Genomic DNA, 17,996 nt, shown 5'->3' with positions numbered 1-17,996 from the left:
GCGGGACAGAGGAGTCACAGTTGCTCGACGCGGCCCAGCGAAAGCCCGTCGAGCAGTTCCTGGGTGATGCGCTCCTGTCCGGTCAGGATGGCCTTCTGCGCGGCCTGGCAGATGAGTTGGGACAGTGCCCGCATGTATCCGCGGCTGCGCTTGTGCAGGTAGGGCGCCAGCGGTCGCAGGTCGCCGCGTTCGTGCCGGTACAGCCGCAGGTCGGCATCGAACAGGTTGACGATGCGGGCGAACTTCTTCATCTCCTCGTCGCTGTAGCCGACCCGGCCGGTACGTAGCACCGGGTGGTCGCTCCACAGGTCCTCGTCGGGTTCCAGCGGGGTGTCGTTGTCGCGGGTGAGCGGGTCGACGATGCCCCGGGCGCCGCGCCCGCAGTACACGAACGTCGCGCCGGTGTCCTTCTCGATCGTCTCGAAGTACTGGAAGGCCTGCTCCGCCTCGGCGGCCGTGCGCAGGCGGTCGATGTTGTCGACGAGGACCAGCAGGGTCCGGGCGTTGCGCATCGTGCGGATCACCGAGCCGGTCGGGTCGCCCCCTTCTCGGTCCTGCCCGAAGTAGTGGGCGAAAGTCCCCGCCCAGTTGCGGACGTTGCCGCGGACGGGGGGCGGCACGCTCAGTGCGACCACCGGGTGCCGGTTCTCGTCGGGCCCGTACAGCTCGCGCAGTCGGCGCTCCCAGTACACGCCGATGGCCTGTAGGACGGTGCTCTTGCCCGTCCCGCGCGGGCCGTCGAGGACGATGCCGACTTTGCCGTCGGGGCGCTGGCGGTTCGCCCGGATCTTGCGACACCAAGCCGTATCTGGCGGTTCCAAGTTCTTGTTGGCGGGACTGTTGATGGTGTTGGTAGGCATGCATCTCTCACTCGTTCGTCCAGTTGGGTGGGGTGGGAGTCCAGGCGAATCCGGTCGCTGACCCTCGATGGTCGATGTGCTTGGCCAGCCCGCTGACGTAGTCGAGGCTCAGGCCGCGGATGGTGGCGTAGGCCGTGGGATTGCGTTTGAGCGGGTAGTGCAGCTCACCGGCATTGCGGAGGAGCCGGGCAGTTCTGGGCTGTCCGGCGTGTGCCTTCTTGTCGGCGAGGACCAGTGGGGCGAAGCTGAGTTCGCCGTGGGTGACCAGGGTCCAGATGTGGGCGGAGACAATGACTCGCTTCGATTCGTCGATCTTGTGCCAGTGCCCGCGTCCGCTCCGAGTGCGTTGTCTGAGTTCGTCGGTGAAGAGCTGCCAGTGGTCCATGGGCATGTCCCAGTCCTTCAGGGCATGTCGGCGCTTCGCGTAGTCGATGAGGGTGTCGGTGGCGTCGAGGCTTTGGGCGATCTTCTCCGCCGCGGCATCGAAGGCCCGGTGCCGGCCGTGGCTGGTCATCCAACCGCGGACGTGGAGGACCGCGTGTTCGGCACGCTTTCGGGGGATACCGAGGAATTCGGCTGCCCGTGACCAGGCGTCTCCGGAGGCGAGTTCGACGAGCTTGAGGGCCATGGCTCTGTGAAGGTGCTTCTCGGCGACGGCGTCGGCGTCGGGCAGGTGCTGACGCCAGTCCTCGAAGAGTCGCTGGGGGACGTTGGCGGCCTGGTAACGACAGACGCGGGTCGGGAGCGGGCGGCGTTTACCGGGCCGGGCGGGAACTCGGAAGCCTCCGACCGTTTGGACGTGGGACTCGCGGAGGGCATCCGGCCAGCGGGCGTCGGTGCGCAGGTAGTACCAGGCCCGCGGGTCGGTGGCGGCGGCTGCGTCGGTGAAGGGTTTGATGCGTTCGCGGAGGGCGCCGAGGTCCGCGTCTGCGATGAAGGAGTCGGCCGCGGTCAGAAACGCCGCGCAGGACCAGGGGTCGGCGGGGGGTTTGCGCATCAGGGAGTGGACGGGATGACGGGACTTGTTCGAAGCCAGTGCGGTGATCTGCTTGTGGACGTTGTCGACGTGCCTGTCTGCGGCGGCGGCCAGCTCGGGCTGCCCGATGAGAGCGCGCCCCATCGGCCAGGTCAGCACGAGGAGTTCGTGGACGAGTCCAAGGAGAGTGAAGTACTCCACGGCCTCGGACGCGGGAACGGGACCTGTCGGGTGCAGCCGTTCCAGGATGCGTTCTTGGCAGCGCAGAACTGCGCGGTCGGCGGGGTGGACTGGGATCGCCGGGTCGCTCAGCCAGCCTCCGCATGCCGGTCCTCGGCTGCCGGGGGCGGCGTCCTGACGGCATTGAGCGGGGTGGAGTCCGGCCTCGCCGGCCCGCGTGATCATCTGGTGTGCCCTTCCGGGACGCGTGGGGGTGCCGGCGCTCTCGCAGTGCGGGCAGAAGTGGTGGAGAAGCCGGCGATGGGTCGGGCAGGCGAAGACGACTTGGAGTCTCCAGCGCCGCAACCACGGACCGCCGAGCCGGTCCTGGACAGGGCTGCCGTCTCCTGCCAGGCACTGCGGGCAGAACCGTGTCGAGGTGATCTGGATCCAGCCGCCCTGGGTCAGCGGTGTGATCCGGCGTCCGGAGTCGGCCCAGAACTGGGCAGTCTCGGCGAGGGGCGAGTAGCGGGACGCGTACTCGTCCAGGAGGAGGGCGGCGACTTCCTGCGGTGTCAGACGGGCCGCGGCGGCGAAGTCGGTCGCGGAGACCGGGTTCAACGTGAGCAAGCGTCGAGCGGAGACCTGCATTGCTTTCCGGGTGTCGGGGTGGTGGTGGAGGCCCGTGATCAGCATCAGGCGGTTGGGGGTGATGCCGAGCCGGTAGGAAAGTCGTAGGACGTATCCGGGGAGGGACTCGTCGTCGAGGGGCGCGAGGCTGCGGCCGAGAGCATCAGCGGTCACGTGTCTCACCCCGCAGCCGCGGGCGGGGTGCCGCGGTCGTCGAAGACGGTGTTCCTGGACCGGGTCGTCCGGCGGGGTGCGGGCGGGATGTCGGGCATCTCCCCGGAATCGGGGTCGAGGCCGGGCAGGTCTGCGGGGTGGATGACCATGGCGTCGAGCAGGTCGGGGGTGAGACGTTCCTCGCCGGTTTCCATCGCGTAGCGGCAGCCCGCCTGGATGAGGCGCTTGAGCAGGCCGACGACGCCGTTGGCGCGGGAGAACAGGTACTCGGGCATGGAGCCGGTGGTGAGCATGCCCTCCTCGGACCGCAGCAGCCGCAACTGGCTTTCGAGGCCGACCAGGTGGCCGGTCCAGGCGGTGATGCCGGCGCGGGTGTCGTAGCGGAACGGGTCGAGGTCGAGCAGTTCGAAGCGAAGGTCGGTCTGGCCCGGGGCCTCGTCGTTGGGGCTCTTCCCGCGGTCCTTGACCGGTGGGAAGAGCCACTGGCCGGTCACGGGGTCGCGCCTGCCGTCCCGCAGCAGTCCGGACTTGGGGATGCCGACGCCCACCAGGGCCAGGGTGACCGGCAGACTCATCAGTTCCCGGATCAGGTCCAACACGTCCTGGTCGGCCTCGCGGTGGAGCTTGAGACGGGTCACATCGTCGAGTACGAGGGCCTTGCAGCCGTGGTCGAAGACCGCGTCCTTGACGGTGCGGACCAGGTCCTCCAGCCGCATGCCCTTGTAGTCTTCGCCGAAGAAATCCAAGATCCGCTGGCAGGTGGAGATGGGCGTCGCCTTCACGGGCGTGCGCACGTAGGCGACCGGCGCATGGATGTCCCTGGTCCCCGCGATGGCCAGCGGATTGTCGGCATGCAGCGCCAGCCAGTCGTCCTCGAAGCCGGCGATCACCTCGCAGACCGTCTCGGTCTTGCCCTGGCAGGCGCCCCCGTTGATCATCATGCCGGGGCGGGTGCCGGGGCTGCAGTCGAAGGCGTTGTCCTCGATCAGTGCCCGCAGCCGCCATGCGACGCGCATGCTCATCGGCGTCTCCTGAATCTGCAGGTTGGAGTGGGTCGCCACTCGGTGCAGGTCGTGCAGGCGTCGCTGACGTGGGCTCAGCTTCTGGTAGGCGTCCAGGGTGAAAAGCGGTGCGGGGACGAACAGGCCGCGGGTGCGGCGCCACCGGTCCCAACCGGTCCAGCGTGTGCGGTCGGGGATCTGCCCGGGCAGGAAAATCGGCGCGACCGGACCGCTCTGCGTCGCGTCACTGCTGGTCATCGGACCTCCCCAAGAGCGCGCGCGGCGTCATCGGCTCCGTCGTCCTCGTCGGGCAGCGGTGCCAGCAGGCTGCTGCGGCGTAGTCGCTCGCCGAGCCGGGCGGGGGCCGCCGGCCTGTTCGGGACGATCTGCTCGCGCCGAAGGCGGCGCTCGCCGTCCACCGCGTTTGCCGCCCGCCTCTCCCGCTCGGCCCACCCGGGTCCGGGCACCGGGGCCGACTCCGCGGGCCGGTCCGCGAGGGCCGCGGACCGCTGGGCTTCCTCCCGCGCGAGACCCTTGCGCTGGCTGCGGCTGAGCTGGGTCGTCCACCGGTCGACAGGAACGTGCGTGCCGATCAGCCTGAGCAGCAGCGGCAGCAGCTCGGCGTCGCTTCGCGGCCGGATCCCGAGAGCCTTGGCCTCGCGCAGCAGCTCGGTGACCCGAGCGTCGTTGAAGGAGGGGACCTCGCCCTGTTCGGGTAGCCCCCGCCAGCGCAGTTCGTGCCATTCGTGGCTGTCGGGGTCCTGGTAGAAGACGGTCCGGGCGTCCCGCGGGTCGCTGCGGACCACCCACGTTCGCGGGTGCCGGCCGCCGCGCGTCGATACCGTCTCGCGCAGTTCGGGTCCTGTGTACCAAAGTCCGCGGATCTTCACTCCCCGCTTGGGGTGGACCTTCACGTAGTGCACCGGCAGCAGCTCGTAGTACAACTCCGGACGGGGGATCTCCAGCGAGAATCCGCCCTGGGCCATCGCCGCGGCGAACAGCGAGTTCGGGCTGTGCTCGCCGCCCGGCTCCCAACTGGGCCCGTGTTCACCCAAGATCCGGTTTTGCCACACTCCAACGACCCAGGTGGCGATCGCGTGCTCCATCTCCGGCAGGGTCAGGACCGTGTCCCCCTCCACGTCGGCTCCCCGGTCGGCGACATCGACACCCCGGTAGCCGGGCAGCAGCTCGAACAGCAGCGACTGGATCGCCCCAAAAGCACGTTCGACCGCCTGCTTGTCCGTGGGACGCAAGGTGCGGGAGGGAAGAATGTTGCAGCCCAGGACGCGCTGGACTTCGACCAGGTGATGGTTCTTGTAGACGGACCCGTGATCGGTCGTCACGGTCTCCACCGGGAAGAACGGCAGTCCCGCCACCTTGTAACCGGCCAGGTCCGCCACCAGCGTCCGCGGGACACCGGGATAGGGCCAGGCCATCTCCTCGCCCCAGGCGGCCCGCATCGGCAGCGGAGTCATCACGTCCCGCAGCACCATGGCCACGTCCACCGACTTCTCCGAGACCAGCGAGAGGCGGAAGGCCACCACCGAGTGCGTGTAGGCGCACAGAGCCAGCGTCAGATGGGCCTCGACAGGCTCGCTGAACACCGTCTCGCGCACCAGCACCGGCAACGGCGTCGTATCCAGCGCGACCACCTGCCCGGGACGGTGGATCACCACATGCCCGCCGCCCGAATTCTCATGCACCGAAGCCGCCGACCGCGCGTAGCGCGCCCGGGCCCCGCCCGGACCGAACCACTCAAGCCAGACAACACGCAGCGTCTCCGCCGAAGGAACGGCCACCTCCTCGCCGAACCGCTCCCGCACGTACTGGTGGATCATCCGCACCTTGGTGGCCATGCTCACCCGAGAGCGCCGCAGGCACTCGCTCCGGACCGCGAAGATCGCCTCCCGGACCGGTTCCGTGATGCTGTAGTGGCCGGTGCACGGACGCAGCCACCGGTCATCCGCGCAGCCCAGCACACCCCATCGACGGTAGCGGGCAGCCCACCTCTCCAACGTGCGCAGGCTGACACGGTCCAGTCCCGCCATCCGGGCCTGCTCGGGTTCCTGTCGCTGTAGCTCCGCCAGCTCCGCGACCTTGGCCCGGCGCCGTTCGCTCAGCAGTGGTGTGCGCGCCGGGTCGTACTGCGACTTCGGCTCGCCGGCCGCAGGGCGCAACGGATCACCGCTGCGGTGGCCGGTCTCCACCTCCAGCAGGTGAGCCAGCCGGAAGCCCGTCACCTTCTGCTGCACGGGCGTCAGGTCCTTCAGCGTCTTGGGCTGACGGCCCCGGTCGGAAGCAGGAAGGTCTCGGCGCGACCGGCTCGACAACCGGCAGTCGCGGTGGTGCATCAACGCCCGGACCGTCACGCGCTGCCGATCGCCGTCGGCGTTCCGCAGCGCGACCGTGCCCTGGTGCGCTTCCAGAACGTCCACCGTCCACGGGGCGCCGTCCAACATCAACTCGCACCCCTCGAACAGCTCCAGTGCCTGACGAGCACTCATCGCTGCCTCCCCATCTGCGGCGTGGAGCGGTGGACCACCGACCGGTCCGTCAGCGGCGCGGCCAGGTCGACGGCCAGGCGCCGATGCCACAGAAGGTGCAGGATCGCAGTGCGGGCCACCACCGGCACGGTCGTCTCCTGCGCCAACTCGCCGAATGGCAGCGGCCCTTGCGCGAGATGCGCCAGCACCTGTTCCTGCAGGCCGAGCCGGTCGAGGATCGGCCGGCGCTGGGATGCGAGCGTGTCCAGCGTCGTCTGGACGTGCGGTTGCCAGCCCGACACCACGGTGTATCGCCAGCCACAGGCCAGTGCGACCTCGGCCGCCGCGGCGAACCGGACCGTGTCCTCCGGTTTGATCAGGTGCCCGGGGCGCACATCGACCAGCCAGGTCCCCGCCCGTGTCCAGGCCAGGAAGTCCGGGATGTGCGACCCGGTCCCGGTCGAGCTGGTGAACGTGAGCCGGAACGGTTGCGAGAGCACTTCCTCCAACTGGCCGGCGAAGTCCAGCGCGAGGAGGAACTCCTGCTCGGCGTGGCTCTCGAACCCGTGGTGGCGACCGGTACTCACCAGGTACTGCAGGCCGGGCCGGTGATGCTGGGACGTACGCCAGGAAAACCGGCGGACGGGCTGCGTACCTTTAATGGGAAAGGACGCCAGGTCACGTACAGGGCAAACGACAGCGGCTCCGGCGACCTTCCAGGAGGTCGTCCAACGCTTCGTCCATCCCTCGCCCTGGTCCAGCTCGGTACTGGTCACCCACTTTCGCTGGCACGGAACCGCCAGCTGGTCCCACCCGCACCGGTCCGACTGCAACGCATCCCCCCGCATTCGAAGAGCATCGATCACGTGCACCCCTGTGTTCTGGGCCGCTCTCCACGGCCACCATCCGCAGGGAGCATGGCCAAGATCAACGGACGCATGTCCGACACGGCGCAGGAGACCTCGCACGAGTGAACATCTGGACCAAGCCGCCAAGAATGGTTTGGGCACCTCGCCAACCGTCCCTGGAGATCTCCGAGAAGAAGCACGTCCTTCACGTCCTCAGCCGTCAGTCAGGATCTGTGGTCGCAGATCTGCCCTGCCACGACGCGCAGCGCCTTCGTGATGGCCGGGGAGGTCACGGTGAGCATCATGCCGTGGTACAGCAGCCGCTTGTCGTGGTCGGCGACCTTGGTGCCCATGGGCGCGCAGTCCGCCAGGTCCGGTGCCGAGCAGTAGGTGGCGGCAATCGCCCGCCAGGCGTGGCAGTCCTGCGGCCACACCGGAGCGGGCGGTCTCAGCGACAGCGGCCCGGGTGCCGGCTCCTCGAGCAGCAGCAGGTTCTCCGCCCGGTCCAGGCGCTCGGAGCCGTCCATCCTCACAGGTCTCCCATCTGTCGACCGCCGGCTGCCGGCTCTGTCCGGCGTCCGATCGGTTCCTTGCGGTCGGGCCCGTCGCCCTGTGCCCGGTTCTTGCCGCGCCTGCGGCATGCCGTACCGGGCAGGGGCCGGTATCACGTCGGACGGCCTCGGCGGCCCGGTCACGGCGAGGACCCGTCGTCTGGGGGCGTGTCGAGGGCGGCGAAGATCTTCCGGTAGCGCTCGGCGAGGTCGCCGCCGACGGCCGCCGTGCCGGCCCCGTTCACTGCCGCACCGGCGACACAGGGGCCGTGCCCCCAGGCGGTGAGCGAGGCATCGGGAGGGAGCGGGCTGCGGCTCCAGTCGATCGCGGCCCCACCGGTGCTGGCCGCCGGGGACAGGCCGGTGTCGCTGAACGCCAGCAGGCCGCCCCCGGCCTGCCCGGGTGCCGGGACCGGAAGACCGGGCAGGTCCGGCAGATCGGCGAGGTCGACGGGTCCGCGGCCGGCGTACGGGTCGAACACCCTGGCGGGTGCCTGCGGGGGAGAGGGCGCCCAGCCGTCCGGGGCGGCGGGCCGCCCGGGCCGGTCGGGGCCGAGGGAGGCCCGCTCCAGGAGATCCGCGAGCGCCTCGGCGATCGCCTCCTCGTCCTTGAACCGCCCGCCGCGGGCGACGTGCTGGGATGCGGCGGTGTCCCACAGGAACTGCGTCCACGGCGCTCCGACCTTGTGCTGGTGCACCCACGTCGCCTCCACCCACTCGCCCCTGCGGTGGTCGCGCAGCCACACCTTCGACGGGTCGTTGGGGGTGTACCGCACCTCCCAGCGCCCGCGCCGCTTGCCGTTGAGCCCCGAGGGCGTTCGGCGGCACGGGTTCAGGCCCTTTTCAGGGTCGCGTTCCGGGTGGTCGTAGAGGCGGTTCTTGAACCGGATGCCCTGCTCGCTCACCCCCACCCACGCTGTCGGCAGCAACCGGAGGTAGTCGTCCCGGGTCATCGGGATCGGCAGGTAGCCGTCCACCTCCACACACGCCGCGAACATCTGGTTCGGCGACAGATGGGGCAGGTACGCGTCGTACGGGTCGGCCAGCTCCGGGTGGGGGCGGTTCTGCCACTCCAGCACGATCCACTGCTGCAGCATGTCGTCGAGCTCTGCGAGGGTCCACAGCCGCTCGCCGTCGACGGTCCGCCGCACCCGAACCGGGTCGTTGCCGGTGTAGGTGTTGAGGTGCTGGCTGAACATCGACTTGATGGACCCGAACGTCCGCTCGATGATCGCCTTGTCCTGAGGAGTGCGCCGCCGTGCTGGCCGCACCGAGATGCCCAGATAGGCGCAGGCGTCGAAGAACGTCCGGCTCGTGAACACGGTGCCATGGTCGATCACGATTAGGTCTGGGACGATCACCGGCCGGGCCGCGGCCTGCGCGAACCGCTCGTCGACGGCCGCCAGTTCCTCGAACGGCAGGTCGGAATTGGCGGCGTGTGCGGCGGGGGCGAACGTGGGCCGCATCGTCAGCGGCTTCAGGGCCTGCGCCAGCAGTTCGCACGCGTCGACCGCCTTCGTCGCCCGTCCCGTGGCCCGCGTGAATCCCACCCTCCCATCCCGGTGCTTTTTGCCGAGTCTGCGCGCCTGCTTGGGTCGTACGACCGCGGCGATGATGCTCCTGGTCGCCACGCAGATCGCGGCCGTCAGCTCCACCCGCGCCGGCTGGCCGTCGTCGCCGAGCACCCACACGTCCAGATCGGTCGAGTCGATCTGCACCAGCTCACCCGGCATCGTCGCCGACGTCACCGAGAACGGCGGCACAGGCCCGCGCCCCGACGCCGCCCGCTCACCTCCGGGCCCGGACAGGTCCCGCGCCTCGAAGCCCAGCCGCTTCAGCAGCTTGTACAGCGTCGGCTCCGCCGGGACCTTCACCGTCGGCCCGTACCCGCCGCGCACCGCCCGCCGCAATTGCCCGAACAGCTTGCGCGCGTCACTGGGCGCATCCACCCGCCGTTGCTGGCGCCCCACCAGGACCAGTAACTGCTCCACGACCCGTGGATCGGTCAGACCGTGCTGCTTCTTGGCCTTGACGCTGCGACCGTCGACCAGCGCCACGGCGGTCGGGTTCTTCACGTACTTCAACCGCTTGGACTGCACCGTCTGCCACGACACCCCCCAGCCCAGCACCGCGTTCATCTCTGCGGCCTTGGCCTGGTACCGCTCGATCAGCGTCGTGGAGTTGGGGTCGAACGCGGGCCGGGGCACCGACCCCGGCAGCGCACCGGGCAGCAGCCCCGTGTCGACCTCGACGACCGCCATCTCCCACTGCCGCGCCTTGAGCGCGGCACCCTCGGGAATCCCCTCCAACAGTGAGAAGTCCGGAAGCTCCGCCCGCGCAACCCGGCGGCCGGCGCCGTCCAGGACCGCGAAGTCGGCGGCAGACGCGAGCACGGGAAGCATCACCGAGACCACGGCCCCTTCGCCGTTCGCCGCCAGCTGGACCTCCACCCCGTCGAAGCCCGCGATCGTGTAAGCGGCCCCGCGCCACACCACCCGGTCCCCGCGCCCATCGGCGCGCCCCAGTCCATGCCCAGCCGGCGGTGCCACAGCATGTGATACAGCCTCGGCAGCGCCAACTGCCGCGTCACCCCGCACTCCTGGACACCCTCCATCAGAGGCCGCGGCTGCTCGAACGCCTCCGCCAGAGCGGCCTCCACCTGTCGGTTCCCATACCGCGGATGCCGCCTGCGCGAGACCCACCGCAGATTCGCCAGTGCCACCCCCGATGGCAGAGCCGGCGCCGCCAACCGCCACCCCGCCGCCGCGCACGCCTCCCGTAGCACCTCCAACTGTTGCTCGAACCGCTCACCGGGCCCGGTCTGCGGAGGGCACATCACCACCAGCGTCTTCCCGTCCGTGGTCTGTACGAAGAAGTCCGGCACCAGCCGCCGCTCCCGGCCGCGCTCCCGCCACACCAACTGTGCCGACCAGGCGCCGAAGTCGGCTACACCCGGGTGGAAGTCCAGCAGCATCGCCGTCGACAGCCGGTCCAACGACCGACACCCCACATGCCGCCCGCTCGTCGCCGACCACCACCACGTCGCGATGCTGCGCTGCGCCGGATGACGCGAGGGCCGCCACACCTCGCCGCGCTCCGTCAGGGGAGCCCCGGCCACCTGCTCCACGGGCAGCGTCCGCCGCAACCCGTTCGCGTCCAGGTGGAGGACTTCCAACTGCCTTGCCATGAGCGCTCCCTGGGACGTTACCGGTGCCGTCGGGCCCGCGCGCGGAAGCGGGCCGGAACACCTGTTAGCACATCGGCGGATCTTCGTGTCGCGGCCGCCGCGGACGTCGGCCGTTTTCAAGACGTCCCGCTCCCAGCGGCCTCGGATTAGCGAGCTTCTTACTACTCATGCATCGTCAGATATCTGATTCTGTCGACGGGTTCACCGTGTTGGGTCGGTCGCACCGCAGCAGCCTGTTGGGCAGGGCGGTGCAAGGGGCCAGGGCGCCTGCGGTCCGGGCGTGTGCGACGGCGGCCTCGAACGCCAGACGGTGCAGGCCGGCGTGCGTGCGGCGGCGTCGGGTTCGACGAACAAACCCTTGCCTGGTTGTTCGGCCCAGGTGAGGATCGCGAGGACGGTCAGGTGCGCGGCCGCGTCCAGGCCCGCCATGCGCGGGTCACCCAGCAGTCGCAGCGCCAACTGCCCGACTCGGCCGCATCGGTGGCCGGCGAGGTCGGGGATGAGGGCAGCGGGCCCGCTGCGGGGCCAGCGTCCCGGACCACGAGGCCGTGGTGCGGATCCCCGCTCGGATGATCCCGATCCCGCGAAAGGTATGTGATGACGTAGAGCGTGGTGGGCTTCTCTGACCTGCTGGCCGCCACCCGGCATTCGGCGGTTCACCTGGAGACGCGACACCTACGCGGTGGCGGACGAGGCCGAGCGGATCCGGCAGTGGTCGACCCGGCCGACCGGGCTTCGTGGTACACCAAATGGCAGTCCAAGCGGTCCGGGCAGCCGACGTCCCGCGAGGTCCCGCGAGGTCCAGCGCGACTGATCCATCTCACGACCGCCACCACGACATCCTGTCGGACGCCGCGCTCGCCTATGCTCTGCACACCAATACCCAGGCCCTCACCGACCACTTCCAGGACGCCCGCCACAGGCCCGGAGCCGACATCGTGTTGTTCCGGGCCGGACACAGCCTCGGCGAGAGCGGCCGGGCCGTGGCCGCCCGCGACCACTTCCGGGCGCTGGCCGACACCACCGCACGCCGCCTCGGACCCGACCACCCCAGCACCCTCCTCGTCCCGGACAGCACCGCCTTCTGGCGGGGGCAGTGTCGGTCCCCGGGCGTGCGGGCCGGGGGCTCTCGTGGAGCACCGGGCTGCTGCGGGTTTGACCGGGCAGCATCCGTTCAGAGGGTGAGTGCGGCGATGCCAGCGGGGCCGGCGATGCAGATCACCGGAGTGTCACGGCCGGGGAGGTCGGTGATGTTCAGTACGGGGGCGGCGGTGAGCAGGGAGCGGCTGGGGGCATCGGAGGTCCCGTCCCAGAGGTGGACGCCGGTGCCGTTGCCGTAGGCGATGAGGGGGGTGCCGTCGGGAGTGGTGACGGCGGCCACGGCCCGGGTTGACGGCGTGGCCAGGGAACTGCGCAGGGTCCAGTCGTGGGTGTTCCACAGCTGGAGCCCGTTGGTGGTGGCGAAGGCGGCGAGCGGCTCCATGCCCGGCGCCCGTGGGACGAGGGCGGTGACCCTCACGCCGCGTGTGCTCGCGGCGGGGCTACCCGGCATGTGGGCCTGCTCGCCGGTGGCCAGGTCCCACATCTCCAAGCCCTGCCGGGTGCACAGGACGGCGGTGGCGCGGCCGTCTGGGGTCGGCACGACGAGCAGGGACTGCACCGGCACGGGCCGGCGACGGCGGTAGGACCAGCGATGGATGGTGTTCTCGGTACCGGTGGTGAGATCGCGGACCCGCAGGTGCCCGGAGGCGGCGATCAGGAGGGCGGGGGAGCGGTCCGGTTGTAGGAACAGGGCCCAGGGCCGGGGGCGGTCGACCCGGGCGGTGTCGACCACTCGGCTTTCGGCCAGGTCCCATGTCTGCAGGCGTCCGGGGAGGAGGCAGGTGACCAGCGGACCGGTGCCGGGCGCAGAGACCGTTCGGAGGGAGCGGACGGGGACTCCGGTCTCGAATTGCCCCGTCCGTGTGCCGTCCCGGGCGTCGAGGACGTCGAATCCGACCGGTGTGGCGTGCGCTAGCAGCTCACCGCCTGCGCGGCCGTCGTGCCGGGGGAGAGCGGCGAGAGTCTCTGCCGGCAGGGAGATCCGGCGGTTGGGTGGCGGAGGGGACAGCCAGATCGGATGACTGTCCGGTGGCAGTGCTTCCCACAGCCGGATCCCCTCGTCGCCCGCGGTGGCCAGGCGCGGCAGCGCAGTGCCGTCGTCTTCGCGAACGGGGTCGCCGGGCAGCGTGGTGAGGGCGTGGACGTCGCCGACCGAGAACAGCCCGACCGGCCGTGCGTGCTCGCGCACGGGGGAGCCTGGGCGGCCGTGGACGTCCCACAACACGGCCTGGCCGTAGGAGACGGACACTAGCAGTGCCCTGTCGTCCGGCAGGGCGGCGGCCGCCAGTTGTTCGGCCGGGCCGTCGAGGTAGGAGACGGGCTCTCCTTCCATGTTCCACACCGACACCCACGCGCGCCCGGCCGGGTTGTGGGCGAAAGCGATGAGGTCGCCGTCCCAGTGTCCGGGCAGGACCGTCATCTCCTGCGGCGTGTGGCCGAGTCGGACGAGCAGGCGGTCCTCGTACGGCTCCTTCGGATCCCACACGCGCGCCGAGCTTTCGGCGTCCCTGGGGACGTGGACGAGCACGCGCCGACCGTCACGTCCCCGTGCCGCCTCGCACAGTGCCCGCGGTCCCATTCCCGGCACGCTGAAGAAATCGTTCCACCCCTCGGTGGGTGCCCACAGCAGGACGCCGCCGCTCGTCGGCATCGCCACTGTCCACCGGCGTTCGCCGTCGTCCAGCACGCGCACCGCGCCGGGCTGGAACCGCCGCGGAATGTTTAGGGAGGCGACCTGCGCACCGGACAGCGGATCCCACACCGCCACCCGTTGGGCGTCGGCGCTCACGAGGAACAGCCGCCCGCTGTGCCCTCTGATGGTCCGCAGGTCCCGGATCCCGTCCACGGGCATGCGGGCCAGGCTGTGCCCCGAAGCCCGGTCCCAGACAGTGATCTCGTCCTCGGTGGCGGCGGCGACGAGCGTCCGGCCGTCCTGCGCCCGCAGCGCGCACATCGTGCGGACCGTGTCGCCGGGGGAGACGAGCACGTTCGTCCGTGGCCGCCAGCGACTCCACGAGGTCCTGAACGCCCCGTCCGGCAGATCGGTCACGGGCGCGCCGCCCAGCGAGGCGGTGTGGAAAGCGATGCTGTCCAGGCGCGAGGGCGAGTCGACGCCCTCGTCGGCGTAGGGCTCGATCAGCGCAGCCGCGGTCACCGCCTGGCGGGTCCGGTCGGCGACCGGCAGTGGCAGGCCCAGCCGCGCGCGCAGCGTCCGGGACGTCTCGTGGGCCAGGACCCCGGCCGGCAGGTGCCGGTCGTCCAGCAGGCCCGCCGCATCCGCGTGGCCGACCAGGTGGCGGCGCAGGTACGGGTGCGGTGCGAGCGGCGAGGAGGCATTCGCGAGCGAGGCGAACTCACGGGCCAGGTGACGCCGGACCTGCCGCCGACTCAGCACGCCTCCTCCCTCCTCCCCGGGGTTCGCGTCCGTTCCGTCCGGTCCGCTCGATCCGGCGGCGTCGACATCGAGGAGCAAGGACTGCGGTCGGTCGAGGAGGGCCTCCGTGACGCGCTGGTGGACGGGGCGGTAGGTGACGCGCCTGTCCTCCTGCCCGTTTGCGAGGTAGCCCACCAGGCGGCTGTGGCGGAAGACGCGGATCGCCCGGTCGACGTCGACCTCGGCAGCGGAGGGGGAGCCCAGGACCGCGCGCACGGCGGTGGGCCACACCTGCCCCCAGGGCAGCCCGGCGCCGGAGGCGAAGGCCGTGGCTCGCAGTACCGCGAGCAGCATGCGCGCGGGGACGTCCTGGGCCTGTGCGACGGCGCGGATGTCCTCGCGCAGCAGGGCGGTCGTGCCGTCCTGGAGTCGCTCGCGCCACGCGCGGTCGTCCAGGTCCTGCGTCCGGTCGGCGGTGCGCAACTGGTCGGCGGCGATGCGCGCGTCGAGGAACGAGGGCCGCACGGCGTCGGCGACGACGGCTGCCGCTTCGGCGGCGGCCCGGGGGGCACCCCGGTAGGGACTGGCGCCGGGGCCGGTCAGCAGGGCCCGCACGTACTGGGCGATGTCCTCGCGGCTGGTGGCGCTCTCGTCGGTGCGCAGCACCGTGAGGGGCATCGCCCGCTCCGCGGTGTCCCCGGCGGCCAAAACTCCGAGAGCGCCCAGGAGTTGGTCGGCCGTGTCGTCCTGGAGCCGCTGTCGGTCGGAGGGCAGGGAACTGCGCATGCCCAGCAGCAGGCGTACACACGGTCGGCCGTCCTCGGTCTCCAGTCGCCCCAGCGGCAGCACTACGTCGCTGAGGCAGGCCAGCGGCCGGTCAGCCTCGTCGATGCCGTCGATGACGATCGTCACTGGCTGCGTGCTCCTCCCCACGCGTGCGTGAAGGTGAGCGAGCACCGACTGCAGGGCCGGCACGCCGGGAGCGGCCGGGGCGCCCAGCGCCGCCGACAGGTCCCCGATCAGGCCGTGCGCGTCCTTGCCGCGGGCCAGGACGGCGGCGTGGACCGATCCGGGCTCGGGGCGCAGCGCGGCCGAGACACCGTCCAGGGCGCTTCGGACGCGGTCGTCGCGCAGGAAGGTGGAGTCGGTGAGGGTGACCAGGCGCGCCAGGAGCGCGGACTTCCCGGACCCGGCCGCGCCGGTGACCACTAGCGCCCCCTGACCGTGGCCGAGGAAGGCTATCAGCTCCTTCATGAGCGTCTCGCGGCCGCTGAAGTACCAGCCTTCGTCCTCGTCGCCGACCTGTCCGGACGCCCGGGCCAACCAGTATCGCTCCAGGGCGGTCTCCGCCAAGGCGAGTTCGCCGACCGCAGGTCCCACCACGGCCCGCCGGGGCTGCCAGGTGGGGTTGGGCAGGCACGCGGACGGCACCCGACGGCGGGAGGGAGGCCATACCCACAGAGCCTCGATCAGCCCCGGCTCGTCCTGGCCCACCGCTTTCAGCATCTGCTCCCACTCCTCGAAGGACAGGTGGGAGGCGGTGTAGCCAGCCGACTCGTCGGCGAGCGCCGCGAGGGTCCTGCCCATCAGGGAAGTGAACTCGCCGACGTAGGGCTGCTCGTCGAAGTCTCCGCTGGTGACGACGGCGATCGTGGGGAGCTTGCGCCGGGAGGTCTTCAGATCGCGGAACATCTGCTGCACCTCGACGTTCAGCGTGCCGGCGAAGCAGGAGTCGACCAGGACCAGGATGTGTTCGGCCTCGCTGTCGACGACCGCACCGATCAGTTCGGCCGTCGGAAACGCCGTTCCTACGAGACGCTCTTCGTCGGTGCCGGCGAACGTCAGGTAGTGCCGGCCCGAGGCGCTCGCCAGGCCGTGGCCCGTGATGTAGACGACCAGCGCCTCGTCGTAGGCCGCGTCGACCGGATCGACGAAAAGCAGGAAATCGCGCAGATCGCGCACGTTCTTCAGCGAGGTGGGTTCGTAGAGGGAGAACCTCTGCTCTTCGGCAAGGGACTCGCTGGTCAGCCATCCCGTCACGACCGCCGTCTGGGAGGCGATGTCCCGGCTGAAACCGGTGTCCCCGTCGCCGTAGTCGTCGACCCGAACCATCAGAAGCCGACGCACCGCGGTCTCGGGTCCGCAACTGTCCTCGTTCCCCAACCCCGCCGCCTTCCGTGTCCCGTCGCGTTCGCCACCGGAAGGCTATCCTCGCAGGCCGCGCCCCACGACCGCGTCCCTCGCCCCGGGTGGGGAAGAGCCGCAGCGGGGGCGTCCTACGATGTGAACCGAGCGGCCTCCGCCCGTGTCCACCGGCCGCGGATCCCGACGAGGGGCCGGAACGGGAAGGGGAGCATGAGCGACCTGCACATCGTCGGCGTCCACGGCATCTGGCAGGGCGACACCGACACCACCAGGCTCACCGCCGACTGGCGCGCCGCCCTCACCCGGGGACTGACCCGCCACCTCGGACCGCACACCACCATCCCGCCGATGACCGTGCCCCACTACAGCCCCGCCTTTACCGCCCCCCGTCGCCGACTCGGCGCCGCCAAACCCACGGACCACGAGCCGATCGGCCCCAACGAAGAGGCCTTCATCCTCGAGACCCTGGCCCACTACGCCCCTGACGCCCCGGTACGGGCCGCAGCCGACGCCCCCAGCGCCCTCGGCCTGGGCCTTCCCTACCTGCCCCGGCCCGTCGCTGCGGCGATCGCCGGCATCGACCGGGAATCCGGCCGCGGAACAGGCGCCCTGCTCGTCGGAGCCATCCGCCAAGTCCACAAGTACCTCCATCACCCGGACCGTGCCGAACAGATCCGCGCCACCGTCCTCGACGCCTTCACCACACCGGGAACCCGCCTGGCCATCGCGCACTCCCTGGGCAGCGTAGTCGTCCTCGACATGATCCTGCGCGGACAGATCCCCCCAGCCGACGGCCACGGACAAGGACTCGCCACACTCGTCACCTGTGGCTCCCCCCTCGCCTGGCCCACCGTCAGACGCGGCATCGGCCAAGAGGGCCGATCCCTGCGCTTGCCCGACGGCATCGCATGGATCAACCTCCACGCCCGCGGCGACGCCATCGCCCAAGCCCGAGGACTCGCATCCGTCGCACCGGACGTGCACGACGTCGAAGTCTCCAACGGACTCGGGGAACCGCACGCCGCCACCCGCTACCTCGACAAGGAACCCATTGCCCGCACCATCGCGGCCGACGGCCACTGAATGTCCCCGGACGTGCGGTGGCGTGCTACGCCCAACGGTAGTGAAAGACGGGCCCTCCGGCCGCTACGCCCTGCTGCGCGGTGGCTTGCGGGGCCGCTCGACCTTGGTTTCATGGCGCTGGTCGGCCCGGTGCTGATATTGGAGACCGACCCGGTGGCGAAGGCCGTGCCGGAGACGGGCGTCAATTTCCTCGGCGCGGCCTTCGGCGAGGTAAGCGTGGTGGTGCCCCTACGCCGGACAGCGGCCGGGTTCTCACCGGCAGCCTGAGGGCGGTCGGCGGGGCGGGTCCAGTCGGCGGGGCAACGCCCTGGGACGACCCGTGGTGCGGCCTTACTGATCGTTTCAAAATGAGTTCAGCTCAGGGGCTTGGCAGTTGATGTGTTCGGGCGGCAGAGTGCTCCACGTGTCGGATGATCTTGTGCCT

11 protein-coding genes are annotated in these 17,996 nt (G+C 70.7%); 2 read left to right on the top strand and 9 right to left on the bottom strand.

From position 1 onward, the window contains the following. Window positions 1–14: 14 nt before the first annotated feature. The 9 genes from ACIO5D_RS22910 to ACIO5D_RS22870 form a co-directional block, all read right to left on the bottom strand. Window positions 15–860 (bottom strand): ATP-binding protein, encoded by an 846-nt coding sequence (locus tag ACIO5D_RS22910; RefSeq protein ID WP_400797361.1) that lies wholly within the window; start codon window positions 858–860, stop codon window positions 15–17. A gap of 7 nt (window positions 861–867) precedes the next feature. Further along, window positions 868–2,799 carry a TniQ family protein gene (locus ACIO5D_RS22905; protein ID WP_400797359.1) on the bottom strand — a complete coding sequence of 644 codons (1,932 nt, stop codon included), beginning with the start codon at window positions 2,797–2,799 and terminating at the stop codon, window positions 868–870. A 5-nt stretch (window positions 2,800–2,804) separates the two neighbouring features. Then, entirely contained in the window at window positions 2,805–4,058 is a 1,254-nt protein-coding gene (locus ACIO5D_RS22900; RefSeq protein WP_400797356.1) for an AAA family ATPase, read from the bottom strand. Continuing rightward, window positions 4,055–6,259, bottom strand: a complete 2,205-nt coding sequence (locus ACIO5D_RS22895; RefSeq protein ID WP_400797597.1) for a transposase — start codon at window positions 6,257–6,259, stop codon at window positions 4,055–4,057. Before ACIO5D_RS22895 ends, ACIO5D_RS22900 begins: the two co-directional genes overlap by 4 nt. Before the next feature lie 41 nt (window positions 6,260–6,300). Continuing rightward, on the bottom strand, window positions 6,301–7,059 hold the full coding sequence (locus ACIO5D_RS22890; protein ID WP_400797353.1) for a TnsA-like heteromeric transposase endonuclease subunit: 759 nt from the start codon (window positions 7,057–7,059) through the stop codon (window positions 6,301–6,303). A 296-nt stretch (window positions 7,060–7,355) separates the two neighbouring features. Further along, entirely contained in the window at window positions 7,356–7,658 is a 303-nt protein-coding gene (locus tag ACIO5D_RS22885) for a hypothetical protein (RefSeq protein WP_400797350.1), read from the bottom strand. A gap of 164 nt (window positions 7,659–7,822) precedes the next feature. After that, complete coding sequence (locus ACIO5D_RS22880; protein WP_400797347.1) at window positions 7,823–10,177, bottom strand: integrase; 2,355 nt, start codon at window positions 10,175–10,177, stop codon at window positions 7,823–7,825. Beyond that, window positions 10,084–10,869 (bottom strand): TnsA-like heteromeric transposase endonuclease subunit, encoded by a 786-nt coding sequence (locus tag ACIO5D_RS22875; protein WP_400797344.1) that lies wholly within the window; start codon window positions 10,867–10,869, stop codon window positions 10,084–10,086. The genes ACIO5D_RS22880 and ACIO5D_RS22875 overlap by 94 nt, the downstream gene beginning before the upstream one ends. Before the next feature lie 1,174 nt (window positions 10,870–12,043). Then, on the bottom strand, window positions 12,044–16,456 hold the full coding sequence (locus ACIO5D_RS22870; protein ID WP_400797341.1) for an AAA family ATPase: 4,413 nt from the start codon (window positions 16,454–16,456) through the stop codon (window positions 12,044–12,046). Window positions 16,457–16,699: 243 nt separating this feature from the next. Between ACIO5D_RS22870 and ACIO5D_RS22865 the strand changes: the two genes are divergently transcribed. Both ACIO5D_RS22865 and ACIO5D_RS22860 read left to right on the top strand, forming a co-directional pair. Then, complete coding sequence (locus ACIO5D_RS22865) at window positions 16,700–17,572, top strand: hypothetical protein (RefSeq protein ID WP_400797338.1); 873 nt, start codon at window positions 16,700–16,702, stop codon at window positions 17,570–17,572. 111 nt (window positions 17,573–17,683) lie between these two features. After that, the gene (locus ACIO5D_RS22860; RefSeq protein WP_400660012.1) at window positions 17,684–17,839 is read left to right on the top strand and encodes a hypothetical protein; all 156 of its coding nucleotides are present in this window, start codon (window positions 17,684–17,686) and stop codon (window positions 17,837–17,839) included. Window positions 17,840–17,996: the final 157 nt, after the last annotated feature.

Source organism: Kitasatospora sp. NPDC087315, assembly GCF_044744345.1.
Classification (GTDB): Bacteria; Actinomycetota; Actinomycetes; order Streptomycetales; family Streptomycetaceae; genus Kitasatospora.
This window is presented reverse-complemented; position numbering and strand designations above follow the sequence as displayed.